Origin of the sequence: Pseudoroseomonas sp. WGS1072, from assembly GCF_049340465.1 — a bacterium.
Lineage (GTDB): Bacteria > Pseudomonadota > Alphaproteobacteria > Acetobacterales > Acetobacteraceae > Pseudoroseomonas.
Window position 1 is genome coordinate 73,816 of the sequence record NZ_JBMPSU010000003.1, and the last position, 18,076, is coordinate 91,891.

The window sequence follows — 18,076 nt, forward strand, 5'->3', positions numbered from 1 at the left end:
CCTCACGACAAGTAATTTAATGGGTCCTGATCCTAGCGAGTCGTAGGTTACGGCTCCGCCGCAGGCTACAGCTGGTGGCACGGTCAACATACTGGCGTTCGACCCACCAGCACTGGCTAGTCCACCTTGCGGCTGTACTCAGCCTCGTGCTGTTCACGCTCACCACCGACCTGCTGCAGAGGCTTTAGGCTACACGTCGCGATCTACAACTTGACGCTGCCATGCCCAAGCTGGACCAGTACCGCCTATGGATCTTCGACGAGACCGCCTACGTCTCCCAGGATCAGTCAGAGACCAGCGTCATCTTTGAACTCGTTGCCACCCGCCATGAGCGCCAAACGTCGCCCATCGCCATAATTCAGCCTTTCGGGGGATGGCGCCCGATCTTACTGGGACAGGCCATGACCCTCTCCGCAGTGGCGGCTTTATACACCACGCTACAATCTTGAAGATACGCCGGAAGCTTCGAAGTCGCGCCGCCATTGAACGGAAGCGCGGGCCGGGCCGTCTATCCCTCCCCTCCCGCACGACAACACCTCATTCTGACCGCCGCGCAGCTGCGGAAACTCCTTGCCGCAGTGGACGCTCCAGGACAATCATCTATCCGCTGCAGCCTCAGCCGATTACGCCAATCGCCGCACTGTTCGCGCCCAGATTGTCGCGCCATACGCCGACCGACCGCCCTATTGCCCAGAATTTTGGTATCGTTTCGGACCTATTTTCCCGAGGGAAAACTCGGGATCCGAATTGTCACTAAGCTGCGGCTCTGCGATGGTGCGTCAATGTGCATGGGAGTGTGCGATGGCTGCGAAGAAAGTGCCGCCGAAGCGGTGCAAGGTGCTGGTTCTTGGCGGGTCAAAGGGCGGCTGTGGACGCAGTACCCTTAGTCGCAACTTAATCGTTGCCGCTCGCCAAGCGGGCCTGGACGTGGTCGGTGTTGATCAGGACGCGCAGCGCACATTCAAAAAATGGGCGGACCGCCGTGAAGCCGCCCGCGAGAAATTCCCCCAGCTTGTCAGGTGTGAGGTGATCGCTTCTTCGGTGGAGGAGTGGGCGAGCCTGGACCTGACAGGGCGCGATCTCGCCATCGTCGATACGGCGCCCGGTATTGAGCATGGGCTCGCGGATATGATCAGCCTGTGCCGACAGGCTGATTACGTCCTGCTGCCCACTAGCGCGTCCACAGACGATTTAGAGAGCGTGGTCCCTTATTGGACAACCCTTTCTGAAAGCGGGGCGCGTGGCGAGTTCGTGCTGAATAAGGCCAATCGGCGCACGAGATCGTTTGCCTCGGCCCGCTCGGCTCTGAACCGCCATGGTCGGGTAGCTCCCGTTGAGGTGCCGCTTTTAGAGGATATCGCTAGTCCATTCGCGTCTGGGCTGGCTGTGGTGGACTACGACAGATCTAGAGGGGGCGAGGTCATGCAGGACGTATGGAGGCATGTCCGCCGGGAGCTAGGTTTGTGAGCAAGCTGCCGTCTCTTAAGAAGCGTGCTGGTGCTGAGGAGATGAATCTGTTGGCCGGCGATGACCGTCGCAATCAGGGCAAAGCGCTGGCGGCTGTCTCGGACGTTGGCCGAGATATCGTGGCGGATATTTTTTCCGGCCTGCGGGTTTCCGAAGACACTCTCCGGAAGGTGGTCGAAGCCCGTACACGCATCCTTGACCAGTGGGGTAAAGCACAGATTGCTGCTCTTCTGATCGGCCGGACGCTGCTGGACCTGTCTCGGACTTTGTCTCCAGACGAATACCTCGCGCTCCGGAAAGGTAGCGAGCGGCTGTTCCCGTTCTCTGATAGCGTGGCTACCAAATTGCGACGGGCGGCCGAACTCGCAGAAGACCTGCGCATCCCACTGGAGAGATCACCGTCCTATACGCTGCTGTATGAAATCAGCACTATGCCTTCAGAAGGGCAGGACCTCGTCAAAAAGCGTGGCCTTCTACGGGCAGATGTAACGCGGGCTGAAATCGTCGCGGTCAAGGCTGAGCTTCGGAAGCACAAAATCCCGCGCATCTTGATCGAGCACGCATCCGAGCCGTCAGCCAAGGTCAATCTAGTTGGAATCGAAACGCGCCGGAATGCCCTTCTGACGGAGCGTGAAGGCGTCGCTGCGCGGCTGGCTAAGCTTGATCAGGAGATCGCGGACCTAAATGCCCAATTAGATGTACTGAGACCGAAAGGTTAGCGTGCATTTTAAATGGCGCTCCTCTGCTTTTGCCTGTCAAAGACTTGGAAGCTATCACGGATGGTGGCAGGACCTAAATCGCGGGTGCGGTGCCACGAATCCCTGAGCGCATGAGGCCGGATATCGCAAGGAGGTCAGCGACCCCGAGCGGACCGCCCGGGCCTATCACTTGTGTAAGCAGGCAGGTCACTCTGAGGGCAGGGTCTTGAGTTCTGGCTCAAGGCCATCGCCGCCTACCACTACTTTGGCAGGCGGCGTTTAGGCGGCAGCGAGAGCAAGCGTCGGCAATGCGGACATCGTCTTGGCGGCGGCGCCTGGTTCATCTGCAGCAGGTGAGCGATGATGGCGTGACGCACGGCGGGCAGGCTCGGATCTGGTGGTGGGCCGACGTGCCTTTTCCCCCCGCTTCGCCGCGGCGGTCAGGCGCTGGTGCTGCAGGAAGGCATAGGCAAGCATCGTCATGAGCGCGTGTCGATGCAGGCCTGTCCAGGAGCGTCCCTCGAAGTGATCGAGGCCAAGTTCTTCCTTCATCTGCTGATGCGCCTGTTCGCACACCCAGCGCGCCTTGATGGCCGCCGCAAGGCTACGCAGGCTCACGCTGGCAGGCAGGTTGGACAGGTAGTACTTCCGTTCGCCCGATGCACGGTGCTCGCCGATCACCCAAGCCTCTTCGCCGGGCATGTGCTGACCGCCGCCATCCCGGATCCGCTGCGGTGGCCCGTCGGCCACCCGGATGCGCTGAGCGGCAAAGCGCGCGCTCAGCTTGCCCTTGCTGCCGCGACGCCAGCTGACCTGCCGCCAATCTGCACCGCTGAGCAGCGTTTCAGCAGCGGCTGACAAGGTATCAGGGATGTGCCGCTGTCGTGGCCGGCCGTGGCCCGCGATGGGAAAGATCAGTTGCACGTCGGCGGGATAGACTTTCTGCTGACGTGGAATGCCAACCGCCCAGAACAGGCCACGTCGCTCAAGCCCTGCCGGAACGGCGCACTCAGGCCATACCCGGCATCAGCCAACACAGCCCGAAACCGCACGCCGGCAGCCAACACCCGGTCGATCTCAGCCAGCGCGATCTCCGGCTTGGTCCGTGGGGTGCGCCACACGTCGGGTACGCCAGCCTTCTCGATGCGGGCCGTGTCGTTCGTCCAGCTGTCGGGCAGAAACAGGCGCAGCGCGACCGGCACTGGCACCTCGCCAGCCGCGAGGGTCAGCGAGACCAGCGTCTGGCAGTTGGCGTTCTTGCCGAGAGCCGATGCGTATTGTGGGGCGACGCCAGCCGAGTGCCGGCCCTTCTTCGGCAACGCCGTGTCATCCACTACCAGCCAGGCCGGGCCACCAACGAGGCGGTCGACCTCACGGAGCAGCGTCGCCTCGAGCGGTGCCGCGTCCCAGACACCTGCCGAGATGAAGTGGTGCAGGGCATCATGGCTCGGCTGCCCCAGCCGCTCCGCCATGGGTTGCGTGCTCTTGCGATCGCCCGGGCCAATCAGCCCGGCCACGTAGAGCGGACACATGGCCTGTCGTGCTGGATGCTCCAGAACCGTCAGAAACGGCACCAGCCAGCGCTCCAGCGTTGTCCGCCAGTCCAGCGATCTTGCCATGGCACTACCTCGGCCAACACGCCGAACAGAACCAGCAGCAAGCCTATCGGTTCGCAGCAGCCTGCCAAAGTAGTGCTTCCGTAATGGGCCTTCGGGCGTCAAGCCCCTCGAGTGAGTACCACGTCGCCGGTGTCATGCTTCCGTCCGTGGTCGGCACGAGGCCGCCACATCATGCGGTCAGAAAGGAGCCAGCGGGCCAATCTAAGACGCGTGGTTCGCCCCAGGGGGTTTCCACAGCACTACTCCCGGCCTCACTGCCTCCCGCGTCCCGGCGACGGGACCTCAGACGAGCAGGATCGGACTGACCCGTCCTGCCCGAAGCTCCATCCTCTCCGCGCTGTATCAGGCTGCCTGCGCCTCCTTGCCCCAGCGGAACTCCGTGCCATCGGCCCACATGCGATGGAGGACGCTCCCGAGCTTACGGGCCAGCGCCACCTTGGCCCGCTTCAGGCCCCGGCGCCTGGCAACCTCCATCGCCCAGCGCTTGAGCGCGGAGAAGCGCGTCGGGCGGCTCAGCACCGCATTGGCGGCCTCATAGAGTGCGGTGCGCACCATGGCGTCGCCCACCTTGCTGATCCCACCGGTCACGTCCGTCTCGCCCGACTGGTAGCGCTTCGGCGTGAGCCCGAAATGCGCGCCTACCGCCTTGGATGAACTGAACCGGCGCGGATCGTCCACCGCCGTCCTGAAGGTGATCGACACCAGCGCCCCCACGCCTGGCACCGTCATCAGCCGCCGACAGACCTCATCAGCGCGCACGATCGCCAGCATGCGCCGGTGCAGCCGCATGAACTCCGCCAGCAGACCCTCTCGCGCCGTCAGCATCGCGCCGGTGACCGTCTCCAGCATCTCATGGCCGGCTGCGAGCTCCCGGATCCGGGCTGCGAACTTTGCCTTGCTGACCTCGCCTACCTTGAAGCCGAAGCCCCGCAGAATGCCGCGGATGCTGAGCTCAACATCCCGCAGCTTGCTCTGCAGCAGCTTGCGTCCGACCAGCAGCGCGCGCACCTCCTGGGCCCCGGGCGACTTCCGATGCACCGGGCGGTACCAGCCCATCCGAAGCAGCTGGGCGATGCCGCGTGCATCCTTCCGATCGGTCTTCACCGTCATGGCCGAAAGCGCCGCCTTCACGTGGCGGGTTTCGAGCAGCACCGCCTCAAACCCCGCCTCGCTCAGCCCGGCATGGAGCCATTGCGACAAGGGACCGGCCTCCAGCCCGATCCGCGCCACCTCCAGGCCGAGGCCGCCAAACCAGGCGATCAGCGCCTCCGGCTCGCTCGCAACCTTGGCCTCGCGCACGATCTTGCCGCCGCCATCCACCACGCACACGCTGCTGTCTTTCAGCGATACGTCGATCCCGGCATAGTACTCCATGGCTGTCCCTCGATGATGCCTGGGGCCGACCCGTTCGGACCCCGTTCCACACACCATCACTCTGAGGGACAGCCGCCCTACCGCCCAAGCCCAGGCGGCCGGCCCATTACGGCATCTAGGTTGTGTGGACTCTAGGGATTCCCGAAGGGTGTAAGGCGTGATTCAAAGGGACCTTTCAGGAGGTTTTCTTGGGCGTGTTGGACCGATTGGTGTTGAGCGACGCGGCGTGGGAGCGGATGGCGCCGCTGATCATCGGGCGGCCTGACCAGAAGGGTTCGACCGGTCGGGCAACCGGATGTTCGTCGAAGGTGTGTTGTGGATCGTGCGCACAGGCTCTCCCTGGCGCGACCTGCCGGACGTCTTCGGCGACTGGAACAGCGTCTTCCGCCGCTTCAGCCGCTGGAGCCAGAAAGGCGTCTGGCGGCGCATCTTCGAGGCGATGTCGGACGATCCCGACTTCGAGTATCTGATCGTCGACAGCACCATCATCCGGGCCCACCAGCACGCCGCCGGCGCCAAAAAGGGGGGTCTGAAGATCAGGCCCTTGGCCGCTCCCGCGGCGGGCTGAGCACCAAGATCCACATGGCCGTGAGAGGCCTGGGCGCGCCGGTGCGCTTCGTCCTGACGGGTGGCCAGCGCGGCGATTGCCCGCAGGCCTACGCCCTCATAGAAGGCCTGCCCGCCCAGATGGTCATGGCCGACGCTGCCTACGATGCCGATCGCCTGCGCCAGGCCATCGCCAGCAAGGGCGCCTTGGCTGTCATCCCGAACAACCCGTCCCGCGCCCGCAAACATCCTCTCGACAAGCATCTCTACGCACAGCGCCACCTGATCGAATGTAAGCGCCGTTCCAGCACCCTTCTTGCGTGAGGATGGCATGACTGAGAGGTAGGCCATCGCGGAGGTATGGTGATGGCGGGGATGCTGAATGGCGCAGGTGCTAGCACTGGTGCGGGCACTGTGGCGATGGAGCGGGTGGAGATCGTCACGCGTGGCGAACGGCGCCGAAATTACTCGCTGGAGATGAAGGCGCGGCTGCTCATGGAGACGGCGGCGCCTGGAGCTCGCACGGTAGAAGGAGGTGACGTTGCGCTAGGAGATCGCGCGTTCGGTGAACTCGCTGTAAGCTCAACCCAAGCCGGGGGAGCTGCGCGCGGCGGCTGCCTGAATGTGCGGTGGCCGGGGCTGAGGCAAACCACCCCCATCGTATGCAGAGCAGAGACCAGCCCCGGGGAGGCCTCCTGCCAGATACAGCCTCAGCGCGCAGTCGCACCTACCGCGTGGGGCGGGGAAGGGCTCTTCAGGTAAGTCCGTCCTTCAGCGCAACTAAGGAAGAGTTTGGAGTGCCATCTTTTTCACGATACAGGGGGGAACGACCTCGCTTATGGTTTTGATCTTTCATCTCTGACAGTACCATAGGTCGATGACAACGGCGCGCCACATAGTTGCTCTGCTGCAAAGCCACGTCGCCGGCGACGAGGACCGCTTCCTCTCGGTCGCGACGCAGCTGGCAGCGCATGAGGCACGCCAGGGCCATGGGAAGCTCGCGCAGCAGCTGCAGGGGCTGATCGACACCGCTCGGGAAAAGCCCGAGGCGGCCGAACGCCGTAGCTCCGGCGCTGTTCCGCTCGCCCGACCAAAAGGCGAGCTCTCCAGCCTGCTAGCCGCGCGCTACTCGGACCTTCGACTCAGCAGCATGGTGCTGCCCACAGAACTTCATGGGCGACTGGCGCGGGTGCTCACCGAACAGCGGCAGCAGCTCCGTCTGCGCGCCCGTGGTCTGGCGCCGCGCCGAAAGCTCTTGCTGGTCGGGCCACCTGGTTCGGGCAAGACGATGACTGCCGCGGCGCTTGCCGGTGAGCTCAAACTGCCACTTTTCACGGTCGTCTATGATGGCCTCATCGGGAAGCTGATGGGTGAGACGGCGTCGCGGCTGCGCTTGATCTTCGAGGCGATCGCCGCGCAGCGTGGCGTCTACTTCTTCGATGAGTTCGATGCGATCGGTGCCCAGCGGGCTGGGACCAATGATGTGGGCGAGATCCGCCGTGTCCTGAGCTCGTTCCTTCAGTTTCTGGAGAACGACGACAGCGCGAGCGTAATCGTCGCCGCGACCAACCACCCTGAGCTGCTCGACAAGGCGCTCTTTCGGCGATTCGATGATGTGATCACCTATGGGATGCCGAGCCCGGAGGTGACGCGGGGCATTGCCGAAGCACATTTGGCGACGTTCAAGCTGGGGAACTTGGATTGGTCACCAATTCTCGAGATGGCATCAGGCCTCAGCCAAGCCGAGATCGCCCGCGCCGCTGATGAGGCGGCCAAGGTAGCCGTGCTCGCCGACTCGGAGGCGATCAGCACCGAGATGCTGGTCGCTGCCCTCAGGGAGCGCAAGGCTGCCGCCTTGTGATCTGATTCCCACCTCCATGGCCCGTGCCCCACGCAACCGTCCCCATCTGCACCTCGAAGGCGGTGGAGAGAGCGAACCATACACATCTCCGCACCGTGGCAGCTCCGGGCTTCCCCCGGCGCGGGTCCGTGCGGCGCACGCGCGCCAACTCGAGCGCGCCATGGGACGGGCACTCGCCGAGGCGCGCCAGCAACTGGCGGCGCGAGAGGAGGGCATCGCGACGGGCGAGCCGGGCTTCTACCTGCAGTTCGATATTTCCATTGCGCAAGGCGCGGCGGTCGAGGCACTCGAGAGCAAGCGTAACGCCATCGAGCTCGTCGCCGTTAAACCGCCCGCTGAGGGCGACGCGATGGTATCGGCGACCGTATTCGTCCCGAACAGCGCCGCCGAGTTTTTCCTCGAGAAGATCGAAGCTTATCGGGACGAGGAGACGCGTTGGGGTAAACCGAAGCACGAAGCCCTGATTGCGCGCATCGAGACCGTGCGCCTGGGAGCAGTGCGTTCGCTCTTCACGGACGCGGCAGAGACCTATCCGGCGGGGGGGCAGCAGGTCTGGTGGGAGGTCTGGCTGCGGGAAGGACGCCTCGATGACTTCCGGCAGGCTGCCTCCCGCATCAACCTGGAGCTCAAGGACCACACCATCAGTTTCCCCGAGCGAGACGTCGCCCTCGCTCTTGCCAATGAAACGGCGATGACTCGATTGGTGACCAACACGGATGCCATCGCTGAATTGCGGCGGGCTAAGGACACGCCAAGCCTTTTCCTGGAGATGCAGCCGCTCGAGCAGGCGGATTGGGTTGAGGATCTCGTACGACGGGTGACGCCGCCAGGGCGCGATGCGCCAGCCGTTTGTGTGTTCGACAGCGGCGCCGTTCGTGCCCATCCGCTGATCGCGCCCGCCCTCCTGGCTGCCGATCAGCATGCCTACGACATGTCATGGGGCCTCGATGACAGTTCGGGTCAGTGGCAGGGGCACGGGACCGGGATGGCCGGGGTCGCCTTGTACGGGGACCTCGAGGCCGCCTTGACCAGGACGACTGATGTCTCTCCTCGGCATCGCCTCGAGACCGTTCGCATCCTCCCGCGGCGTGGGCAGAGCCCACCGGAACTCTACGGCGCCATCACAGCGGCCGGTGTTGCCATGGTCGAGGGGCAGGCCCCGCGGCGGTCCCGGGTTTACTGCATGGCCGTGACTAGTGATGTAGGGCTGGGGCGTGGGCGCCCTTCTTCCTGGTCCGCCGCCATCGACCAACTCGCGTATGGCGGCGGCAACACGCGTCGCCTCTTTGTCCTCGCTACGGGCAATTTGCGCGACGACATCGACGTAGCGGTCTACCCGGACCGCAATGACTTGGCCGAGGCGGAGAACCCCGCCCAGGCCTGGAACGCGCTGATCGCCGGCGCCTGCACCAATCGGATCACCATCACGCATCCCGACTTCGGGGGGTGGGAACCGGTGGCGCCAGCCGGCGGACTTTGCCCGACGAGCCGAACCTCGGGCACCTGGGACCGCCAGTGGCCGATCCGGCCCGACGTGGTCTTCGAGGGCGGCAATCAGGCGCATGATGGGATCAATAGCGCTGAGCCGATCGACGACCTGCAGCTTTTGACGGCGCATTCCCGACCTGCCGAGGGCCTGCTCCGCCCCTTCGGCGAGACAAGCGCCGCCACGGCCCTTGCCTCGCGGCTGTCGGCGCGGATCTTGGCTGCGCGACCGGAGCTCTGGCCGGAGACGGTGCGCGGCTTGGTTGTCCACGCGGCCGAATGGACCCCGGTGATGCGCCAGCACGTCGAGCGGGCAGGCTCTCAGGCGCAGAAGATGGCAATGCTGCGTCGCTATGGCTGGGGCGTGCCGACCTGGCGCCGCGCGCTCTACAGCGCCACCAACGACGCCACTTTGATGGTCGAGGATGCGCTGTTGCCGTTTCGGCGCGACGGCTCGGCCATCAAGACCCGGGACATGAATCTCCATAGCCTTCCCTGGCCTAGGAGTGAGCTTCAGTCCCTCGGCCAACAGGATGTCGAACTCCGGATCACGCTATCCTATTTCGTGGAGCCCAATCCTGGAGAGCGTGGATGGACGCGCCGGCATCGCTATGCCTCTCACGGTCTCCGGTTCGCGGTGAAGAGGTCGCTCGAAACGCTCGACCAGTTTCGCCAGAGGATCAACCGCGCTGCTGAAGCCGAGGAAGCCGGCCAATCGATCGCCGGCGCGGGCGATGATTGGATCCTGGGACCGCAACTGCGCGACCGCGGTTCCCTTCATTCCGATATCTGGCGGGGTAGTGCGGCGGCGCTGGCTGAGCGGGAGTCCATTGGTGTCTTCCCGATCGGCGGCTGGTGGAAGGAGAATCCTGGCCTGCAGCGCTGGGACCGTTCGGCGCGCTACGCGCTGATTGTCTCCATCCGGGCGCCCGAAGCCGAAATCGATCTTTACACGTCCATTGCCAACAAGATCGGTATCGAAGTGCCCATCGGGTGACGAGTCTCGGAGCTTCAATGGCCGCCAAGCCAGGTGCCATATGGCGCTTCCAACATGAATCAATCACAGTCGCGGTTTGGCTGTAGGCAGCTAAACCATCCCTCACTCCCAATCACAAGGTCTCTACGCGCCGGATGGGATCGATCTGCCGCGAGGGCTGCTAGCGGGGTGGGTCGGCAAGTCAGCCAAGCTGGCGGAACCGGTGGCCGCGTTCACTGGCTGTCATGCCATGGGAGGCGCGCGAGTGTACGCCGATGACACATCCATGCCGATGCTCTCACCTACCGTGTCTGATTACCGCCTGATCAAGGCCTGAAGATCTGCGGTAGGACGAATGCATGTTTTCCCGCCCCGGCGGCAGCCCGCGACGCAGAAGGCTCGCGATTGTGCGGTCCAGGCGCAGTTCGCCTCTTGCCTGGGCTTTCGTCATGGCCCGAAGGAGGCCTCCTGGGGCCTGGACTTCTCCAAAGGCATGGCGGGCGGAGATAGCAGCCAGGGCTAGGGCTGCCTTGATCCGTCCCAGACCGAGGCAAGCGTCTCCCCAGGCATCCTGACTGATGCCGAGTTCGGCGCGCACAAGGCCGGCCGCCTCCAGAATATCGCTCCATCCAGGTCTGGGATTGCGGATCCAGGATCGGAACGACGGCGAGAGGCGGACAACCATGTGAGGGGTCGGCTGTAGACTGACGGCGGATGATCCCCGGCAGGTATCTCGTTTTTGACGCTCTTTTCCTCGTTGCAGCTTTTCCTGACCAGCCGGAGGCGCTGCAGGCGGTTTCGCCGGGTTTGTATTCGCTTTAGCGATATCCAGATCATAGGTAGATTGTATGTGGGGTCGGTTTTCCGACCCCAAGGGGTCAGAATTCACAGGCTTTTCCGCGGAAGCTGCTTCAATTTGCCCGACGATTTCGCGGTCAAGCTGCCGAAGTTGCTTGGCGATCGGCAACAGGTATGTCGGATCGCAGCTTTCGCGCCGGCTGAGAAAGAGGACCTGCGCTTCCCGCAGAAGATCGGGCCGCCGGCTGTCGAGAGCAGGAGCGGGTATCTCGAGCACCGACAGTAACCGGTTCTTCAGGCGGGCGATCTCCCGACGTAACAGCTTGCCCTCGGCCAGACGTTCCCGGTGCGCCCGGCCGGCCGCCAGAAACTCCTCCCTGCGTGCCGCGAGGGGAGCCAGGTCGAAGCCGTAGGCGAACAGGATGCGCCCGGTACGGGAATCCCGGCGCCCGTAGCGATGGCCATTGGGGCTCTCGCGGAGGATCATCAGCCCGGCCTCGATGGCAATGGACACCATGGCCTTTAGCTGGGTGCGTCCAATGCCGAGCTGCTCCTGAAGCTCGCGTGAAGCGGGCCAGACGATTGGCCAGGCCGGGTGCTGCCAGTCGCCTTCGTGGGTGTAGCCCATGAGATGGTCCATGAAATGGACCAGCCTCATCGGCCAGCCATAGGCGGGGGCGGCTGTCTTCAGCGCCCAGAGCATCTCACCTCTGCGAGGCTGCACACCCTCCGGCAGCTTGAGCTTCGCATTTGCCAATTCGGCGGGGTCGATCTTACGCCGTCCCGTAGGTCGGCCGGGATTGCCCCGGGGCACATTCATGTCTCGCTCCTCTCAGGAGCGCTGACGAACCGCGAGACAAAGCTTTCCCGTTGTCACGCGAAGGGTCGCTTGACGAAGGGCGGGCTCATTCCTATCCTGATGACCATATTCTGGTGGCCGTTTGGCCGTGGTCTCTCTCAGGATCAGGGTCTTTCGGATCAGAAGAGGTCAGTGCTTGGATCGTGTCCCACCCTGTGGTGTAGGAGCGGCGCTCCTCAGCGGGCTGAGCCGCGGTGTCAGGCTGCCGCGGCGGGCAGGCTGACGGGGGCAGTATCGCTCACAGCGCCGATGGTCTCCAGCGTCATGTAGCGCGACCGCTGTGTGGCCCATTCGTCGGACTGCTCGAGGAGCAGAGCGCCGACGAGCCTGGTGATGGCGGCTTCGTTGGGGAAGATGCCGACGACGTCGGTGCGCCGCTTGATTTCGCCGTTGAGGCGCTCGATGGGGTTGGTGCTGTGGAGCTTGGCGCGGTGCTCCCGCGGGAAATCCATGAAAGCCAGCACGTCCTCCTCGGCCGCATCCATCAGGCTGGCGAGTTTCGGCACCCTGGGGCGGAGCTGGTCGGCCACGGATCGCCACTGGGCATGGGCGGCCGCGGCATCGGCCTCGGCATAGGCGGTGCCGATCCAAGCCGAGACGATGCGGCGCTGGGTCTTGCCCGCATGGGCGGCGGCGTTTCGGCCGAAATGCACGCGGCACCTTTGCCATGTGGCCCGGAGCACCTTGGCCACTGCGGCCTTGAGGCCCTCATGGGCGTCGGAGATGACCAGCTTGACGCCGCGCAGGCCGCGCCGGGTCAGGCCGCGGAGGAAGTCCGTCCAGAAGGTCTCCGCCTCGGAGGCGCCGACCGCCATGCCGAGCACCTCGCGGCGTCCGTCACTGTTGACGCCTACCGCGATGGTGACCGCGACCGAGACAATGCGGCCAGCCTCGCGCACCTTCACGTAGGTGGCGTCGAGCCACAGGTAGGGCCAGTCGCCCTCGATAGGGCGGCCCAGGAAGTCCTGCACCCGGCCGTCGATCTCGGCGCAGAGCCGGGAGACCTGGCTCTTGGAAATGCCCTCCATCCCCATGGCCCGGACCAGGTCGTCCACCGAGCGCGTGGAAATGCCCTGGACATAGGCCTCCTGGATGACTGCCGTCAGCGCCTTCTCCGCCAGCCGCCGAGGCTCCAGGAAAGCCGGGAAGTAGCTGCCCTTGCGGAGCTTGGGGATGCGAAGCTCCACCGTGCCGGCTCGGGTCTGCCAATCCCGCTCGCGATAACCGTTGCGCTGGTTCACCCGCTCGGCGCTGCGCTCGCCATGCCCCGCACCGCAGCGGCCGTCCGTCTCCAGCTCCATCAGCCGCTGGGCGGCAAAGCCGATCATCTCCCGCAGAAAAGTCGCGTCAGAGCCCTTCTCCAGAAGCTCGCGAAGGGCAATCCTCTCGTCGGTCATCGTGGCGTCCTTGCGTCAGAGTTGCGTGTTGCAACACAACCCTACCGAGGATCACCGCGATGGCCGCCCTAACTTGGGCGGCTGCCTCCTACACCACCACCCGGGGCACGACCAGTGCTTGCAGGCGCTGGCCTCTTTTGTTTTTCAGCGCGCCATTCTGATCCTTTGCCGGTGGTTAAAGACTGCGCGTGCCGCAAACTCGCCGCGGTCCGCGCGTTTGGTGCAACCTGACGCCGTCTGCCAAGTCCGCATCTCTTGATATTCCAAGACGTTGCGCGCTTTGCAAATCGAAATGTCAGGACTGAAAGTTACCAGCTAAATGCGATCCATTTAGTTCTATTCAGCGGGTTGTGCGTTTGGCTTTACTGTATATCAGCGCCCGATTCTTGACTTCCGTGCGGTACGTAGGCCCAAAGGCCGAGTCGAGACCGCCGTGCCGAAGTCGTCTCAAGCGCGTAGGCCCGGCATGAGGATGGCGGGGAGTCAGCCAACCATCCCCGGCGAACGAGATCCTTGGCGACATCTCTTTTCTGCCGGCCGCTTGTCCTGCAGATGACCCAGCTGATCCCGGCCTCGTCCGTGGGACGGGCCGGGCATGCCGGGCTATGGACCAGGCCGGGCTTCTCGGTCAGGACCGGAATGCAGTTCAAGGGACCGACGTCGCGCAGATAGACCATCACCGCCTGGTTGGTGCGGGCGATCGTGTCAGCGTCGTCCTGGACGGTTTCGACGCCCCAGATGCGCATCCGCCGGCCATCGATAGTCCAACGCACTCCGTCCTCGATCCGAAGATCCTGCGCTACCGCCTGGGCCCCCGGCCCAGGCGGCCATGGCCCCATAAGGAGCAGGAATGCGGCGGCGGCCATGCCGAAGTTCGCCTGGTGCGGGCGCGGGGAGGGGAGAGGGTGGTGCTCGTCATGATCCGCGGACGATGAGGCTCCATGGGTGATGTCGTCATCGCCAAAGAAGATCTCCTCCACTGACGCGGCGGCATTGCATCCTGGCTTGGCACCGGGCCGGGGCCGATTCATCATCCTCCGCATCACGGGGAATGACGGAGCCGGCGATCGATGCAGTTCCTCAGAGCCATTCAGCCCGCCTGGCTGCGGCGCGAGGATACCCGCCGCTGGCTGTTCTCCATCGGGGCGGCCGTTGTCTATGTCTGCGCGACGATCGCCGTGCTTCGGGCCATCTATGCGCCGACGCCATCGGCGGAAGAGCGGCTTGCGGCTCTGCTCTGTGCCCCCGCCGCCATGATGCCGGCGCTGTGGCGCTCGGCGCGCCTCTCGGCCGGGCAGCCAGCTGCGCGCCTGCTGAGCTGGCGCAGGGTCGACTGCTTGTTGGTCTCCTATCTGCTTGGCGGAGCTGCGCTCACCTGCTCGGTCGGCGCGGCGACCCTCCTGGCGTTGCATGGCGAGGAGCGTGCGCCCACGGCGATCCTCCTCTTCGGGCTTGGCGCCGGGGCGGTCCTCGCGACGGGCATTTACTTCCGCTACAGGCTGGAACAGCATCAGGCACTCTCCGGTTGAACGGCCAGGCCGCCCGCGGCGCAGAGCTCCGCGGTCATCGGATCAAGGCCCTCGGTGCAGCGGAAGTCGGCGAAGCGAGCATCAAAGCGGCGCAACTGCGCCGCCAGAAACCGTGCGGCCTTGAAATCGGCCCAGATGCCTGTGGTGCGAATGATCTGCGCGCGGTGGAAATCAGCGTCCCTGAAGTAGCCGCGGTTGGCGTCGGTCCGGCGGAATGTCGATCTGGCAAAGATGGCGGCCTCGGCAAAGACGCTCTGCATGCTCGAGCACCAGAAGGTCGCGAGCGGCATCTCGGCCGCGCAGAGAATGGCGTCGTCAAGAACGCAGCGCTCGAACAGACACGAGCGTCCCTCCACCTCCTGGAGGCTGGCTTCTCCCAAATCGGTCTCGATAAAGCTGCAGTGACTGAGGACGCTCTCATCGAGGCGGGCCCGCCGCATGTTGCAGCGGACAAAGCGAACACGGGAGAGGCGCGCGCGCGACAGGGACGCCGCTGTCAGGTCGCAGTCGATGAAGTCGACATTCTTCGCGTCCAGCTCGGGCGCGTCGAGGCCCTCGAGCTTCGCACGCGTGATGCTAGTCCGCCGCAGCCGCCCGCGGAACAGACTTCCTCCCGGGATCGCCAGACTGTCGAGGGAGAGGCCTTCCAGATCAAGGCCAGGGAGATCGGCGCCGGGCAGCTCATGCCGCAGTTCGGCGCAATGTCGGAGCAGCGCTGGCATCTGTTCGGCGGGATCGCTGAGCAGTGTGGTGCGATGGTCGCGAGAGAGAACTACCGCCATGGCGCCATGGCCCCCTGCAATGCATCGGCGGCGGCCAGCAGGGCGCAGTCAGCTGTGACCGGAGAGCCTGGCGGCGTGTAACTGAGCCAGGCGATGAGCGTCAGTTCCTCTGCTGTTGCGGATCGCTGGCCGCCGGCGCACAGGCGCCGCAGCGCGGCGACCGCTGCGCGTGCTCTCTCACTGTCCGGAGGTGCCTGTGCCGCGTCGGCGCCAAAGGTAGGCCGCTCATTATATAGGGCAGGCAGAGCAGGCGGCCGCAGCGCATGCTGCCAGGCGCCAACCTCGAAGCCGGCGCCGTTCGCGCGCGGCGCGAACCATTGCATGGAGGCCGTGGTGATGGGCTGTGCCGGGGGAGGATTAATGCTCACCGGCAGCGGCTCGGGGAGTGGGGGTTCCGGCCCGGCACAGCCGGAAGCGACCACGAACAAGGCCAGAAGGAGGTAGAAGGGGAGGGCTGCGGATTTTCCGGTCATGCCGGGAAGGCTAGCCAAGCCGGGCCCCTACGGAACCCTCCGGAATTCGGCAAAAATTCCTCCCATTACGGGGGGTTCCAGGGGAATTCCGGTCACTTATCCTCCGGGCATGAGCGCTCAGACACCCTTACAGCGCGATCACGCACACGAGAGCGCAATGCTGGCTAGCCCGAGCCGGTCAGCTTTCGCAGCCACCAAACGCCTGCTCCAGGAAAAAGAGACGCGAACCGGCCTTCGATTGCTCCGCAATGAAGCGCCGCTCGCCTGTGCCATCGCCTTCGACGTCTATTACTGGCTGGGTGACGGGCTGGTGCTGCACGGCGCTGAAGCCAGAAGCCTCTTCGCTGTCGCAAGGCCTTCGGAGCTATCGGGCCTGCACGCAGTTCGACGTCATGAGCAGGATCCGCTGCTTTGTTCAGGGGATGCTGCGGGCGGCCTGGGAACGCCTGCGAAGGATCAGCCTGCGGTCAGCAGGCGGTGCGACGTGGCAGCTCGAAGATGCCACGCCATTGTCGGACTGGTGGTGGCGACACCGCGATGAAGGCCCGGGCCTCTGCGTCGATCATCCGCAGCCGACAGGGATGAGTCTTGATCGCTTCAGCGAAGTCGTGCTGCCGCGCGACATCGAGAGGAGGCTCAGGCTCCATGCTCTCTGATCACATACTCGCGAAGCCTTCGCAGTTGCGGAATGAGACAGAGAGCCTGACTGAACAATCACGCTCCATGCGGGATGTCGCCGGAATCTTTGCGGAGTCAGAGCAAAGATCCCGCACAAGTGGCAGACGTTTTGGAGGGTCGGAATGGATGCCGGCGCCGTATTTCACAGCAAATGAAAGGCGCTTGCAACTACCGCGTGTAACAAAAGGGGCGCCACAACTACTTGCGGCGGCGCACCGGTGCCTCTTCCTCGCCCGCAAATTACCCCGCGGCATCCTGGATATTCTTTCACCATTCGATTGCGGAATTTTTAGAAATTCGTTGACCATTAAGATAGCACTAAGGAAAGATGGCGCCATGATCGAGCTTTGTTCACAGTTTGGAACAGGGTCGCGCCGAACTATACATTTGGCGTCTCGATCAAAATTGAGACTCGTGTTCCTGGTGGTGCTTCTGGTCTCCGCTCTATTTGCGGGAGGGCGTGAGGCCCGCTGCCTGGAGTTACACGGCACCATCTGGGAAGAGGCGGCGAACCGGGCGGGCGTTGCCGATCCCTTGCTGCTCTACGCCATCTCTCTCGTGGAGGCGGGCCGATCGGCGGGCAGCGGCCGGATCGCGCCGTGGCCGTGGACCGTGCGCACGCCCAATGGTCCGGTCTTTGCCGAGAGCCGGGAGGCAGCCGAGCTGCTGCTCCGCACCCTGCCGCGCGACAGCAACAGCGATATCGGGCTGATGCAGGTGAACCTGAGGCACAATGGTCACCTGGCGGCGTCCGTGGAGGATCTGCTCGACCCGGCCTCGAACCTTCGCATCGCCGCCTCGATTCTGCGCAGGGCGATGGACAGCATCCCGCTGGATCCGGTGCTTGGTGTCGGGCGCTACCATTCCTGGACCGAATGGCGTGCGCGCGAATACGGCACGCTGGTCTGGGCCACCTATTATGGGCTGGCCGGGTTGCGGCACCTGGCGCGGCGAGGGGGCGAGTGATGCCCTCGCTTCTCCCGCTTCAGGAACTTAATCATCTGGCATTGCGGACCATGTTTATCATGATGGACGAGTGCGGTCCCGCGGCCATGGCAGAGGCCTTCGGGATCGCGGATGCCGACGCGGCCTGTCTCGGGGCCTTATGGCAGCAGGGCGCTAACCCCTGCGTCGCTGACCTCCGCTGCATCGTCAGGCCGGCCTTTGCATTGCAAGAGATCGTCTTCCGTGCGCGGGTAGAGCCAGGGCTCAATGCCAATCGGCCGCGGGCGATCAATGGCCTGCGCCTTCTGCATGCGCGCTACCTTGACCTGGCCTTGCCCAGTTGGCGTTCGCGCGATGCCGCCGCCTTTCTTCTGTATGGCATTAAGCCGGATTTCGCAGCGGAGCTGCAGTCGCATCCGGGGCTCCGCGCGGAACTGGAATGCTCCCCTGTTTCGTGGCTGCACGTTCGTGAGGATCTGGTCTGCGCCGGGAAGGACGCCGAGCAACCCGCGGCCGTCAGCGTCGTCTTCGAAGCCGTTGGCCTCGAGCCAGCCACCCCCTCTGTCTCGAAGCACAAGGAGAACTGACC

General features: G+C 64.4%; 15 protein-coding genes and 2 pseudogenes. 11 read left to right on the top strand and 6 right to left on the bottom strand.

What is annotated here, in order from left to right; translation table 11 throughout:
• Nucleotides 1–221 precede the first annotated feature (221 nt).
• From ACF3NH_RS20300 to ACF3NH_RS20310, 3 genes are all read left to right on the top strand, one after another.
• Complete coding sequence (locus ACF3NH_RS20300) at nucleotides 222–449, top strand: P-loop NTPase family protein (RefSeq protein ID WP_422925498.1); 228 nt, start codon at nucleotides 222–224, stop codon at nucleotides 447–449.
• A gap of 352 nt (nucleotides 450–801) precedes the next feature.
• Nucleotides 802–1,467 carry a ParA family protein gene (locus ACF3NH_RS20305; protein WP_422925500.1) on the top strand — a complete coding sequence of 222 codons (666 nt, stop codon included), beginning with the start codon at nucleotides 802–804 and terminating at the stop codon, nucleotides 1,465–1,467.
• On the top strand, nucleotides 1,464–2,186 hold the full coding sequence (locus tag ACF3NH_RS20310) for a hypothetical protein (protein WP_422925502.1): 723 nt from the start codon (nucleotides 1,464–1,466) through the stop codon (nucleotides 2,184–2,186). Before ACF3NH_RS20305 ends, ACF3NH_RS20310 begins: the two co-directional genes overlap by 4 nt.
• A 258-nt stretch (nucleotides 2,187–2,444) precedes the next feature.
• Here the strand turns inward: ACF3NH_RS20310 and ACF3NH_RS20315 are convergent.
• Together ACF3NH_RS20315 and ACF3NH_RS20320 are read right to left on the bottom strand one after the other, a co-directional pair.
• Nucleotides 2,445–3,784, bottom strand: a pseudogene (locus ACF3NH_RS20315) (IS701 family transposase).
• A gap of 342 nt (nucleotides 3,785–4,126) precedes the next feature.
• Complete coding sequence (locus ACF3NH_RS20320) at nucleotides 4,127–5,158, bottom strand: IS110 family RNA-guided transposase (protein WP_073140731.1); 1,032 nt, start codon at nucleotides 5,156–5,158, stop codon at nucleotides 4,127–4,129.
• A 188-nt stretch (nucleotides 5,159–5,346) separates the two neighbouring features.
• On the opposite strand from ACF3NH_RS20320, the pseudogene ACF3NH_RS20325 reads away from it, so the two are divergent.
• The 4 genes and pseudogenes from ACF3NH_RS20325 to ACF3NH_RS20340 form a co-directional block, all read left to right on the top strand.
• Nucleotides 5,347–5,998: pseudogene (locus ACF3NH_RS20325) on the top strand (IS5 family transposase); the annotation flags it as partial.
• A gap of 583 nt (nucleotides 5,999–6,581) precedes the next feature.
• Complete coding sequence (locus tag ACF3NH_RS20330) at nucleotides 6,582–7,565, top strand: AAA family ATPase (RefSeq protein ID WP_422925504.1); 984 nt, start codon at nucleotides 6,582–6,584, stop codon at nucleotides 7,563–7,565.
• Nucleotides 7,566–7,725: 160 nt separating this feature from the next.
• The gene (locus tag ACF3NH_RS20335) at nucleotides 7,726–10,047 is read left to right on the top strand and encodes a S8 family peptidase (RefSeq protein ID WP_422925506.1); all 2,322 of its coding nucleotides are present in this window, start codon (nucleotides 7,726–7,728) and stop codon (nucleotides 10,045–10,047) included.
• 157 nt (nucleotides 10,048–10,204) lie between these two features.
• A complete protein-coding gene (locus ACF3NH_RS20340) occupies nucleotides 10,205–10,363 on the top strand; it encodes a hypothetical protein (RefSeq protein WP_422925695.1) in 159 nt (52 codons plus the stop codon).
• Here ACF3NH_RS20340 and repC read toward each other — a convergent pair.
• The 3 genes from repC to ACF3NH_RS20355 all read right to left on the bottom strand — a co-directional run bounded on the left by repC (nucleotide 10,325) and on the right by ACF3NH_RS20355 (nucleotide 14,114).
• Nucleotides 10,325–11,644: a plasmid replication protein RepC gene (gene repC, locus ACF3NH_RS20345; protein WP_422925508.1), complete on the bottom strand. Its 1,320-nt coding sequence runs from the start codon at nucleotides 11,642–11,644 to the stop codon at nucleotides 10,325–10,327. The two genes, ACF3NH_RS20340 and repC, sit on opposite strands and share 39 nt — an antisense overlap.
• Nucleotides 11,645–11,880: 236 nt before the next feature.
• Nucleotides 11,881–13,080, bottom strand: a complete 1,200-nt coding sequence (locus ACF3NH_RS20350; RefSeq protein WP_422921854.1) for an IS256 family transposase — start codon at nucleotides 13,078–13,080, stop codon at nucleotides 11,881–11,883.
• Between the two features lie 362 nt (nucleotides 13,081–13,442).
• Nucleotides 13,443–14,114, bottom strand: a complete 672-nt coding sequence (locus ACF3NH_RS20355; RefSeq protein WP_422925510.1) for a hypothetical protein — start codon at nucleotides 14,112–14,114, stop codon at nucleotides 13,443–13,445.
• Between the two features lie 36 nt (nucleotides 14,115–14,150).
• On the opposite strand from ACF3NH_RS20355, the gene ACF3NH_RS20360 reads away from it, so the two are divergent.
• On the top strand, nucleotides 14,151–14,609 hold the full coding sequence (locus ACF3NH_RS20360) for a hypothetical protein (RefSeq protein WP_422925512.1): 459 nt from the start codon (nucleotides 14,151–14,153) through the stop codon (nucleotides 14,607–14,609).
• On the opposite strand, the gene ACF3NH_RS20365 is transcribed toward ACF3NH_RS20360, so the two are convergent.
• Nucleotides 14,591–15,391 carry a pentapeptide repeat-containing protein gene (locus ACF3NH_RS20365; RefSeq protein ID WP_422925514.1) on the bottom strand — a complete coding sequence of 267 codons (801 nt, stop codon included), beginning with the start codon at nucleotides 15,389–15,391 and terminating at the stop codon, nucleotides 14,591–14,593. The two genes, ACF3NH_RS20360 and ACF3NH_RS20365, sit on opposite strands and share 19 nt — an antisense overlap.
• An 865-nt stretch (nucleotides 15,392–16,256) precedes the next feature.
• On the opposite strand from ACF3NH_RS20365, the gene ACF3NH_RS20370 reads away from it, so the two are divergent.
• From ACF3NH_RS20370 to ACF3NH_RS20380, 3 genes are all read left to right on the top strand, one after another.
• Entirely contained in the window at nucleotides 16,257–16,520 is a 264-nt protein-coding gene (locus ACF3NH_RS20370) for a hypothetical protein (RefSeq protein WP_422925516.1), read from the top strand.
• A 436-nt stretch (nucleotides 16,521–16,956) separates the two neighbouring features.
• Nucleotides 16,957–17,508: a transglycosylase SLT domain-containing protein gene (locus ACF3NH_RS20375; RefSeq protein WP_422925518.1), complete on the top strand. Its 552-nt coding sequence runs from the start codon at nucleotides 16,957–16,959 to the stop codon at nucleotides 17,506–17,508.
• Nucleotides 17,508–18,074, top strand: a complete 567-nt coding sequence (locus tag ACF3NH_RS20380) for a hypothetical protein (RefSeq protein WP_422925520.1) — start codon at nucleotides 17,508–17,510, stop codon at nucleotides 18,072–18,074. Before ACF3NH_RS20375 ends, ACF3NH_RS20380 begins: the two co-directional genes overlap by 1 nt.
• Nucleotides 18,075–18,076: the final 2 nt, after the last annotated feature.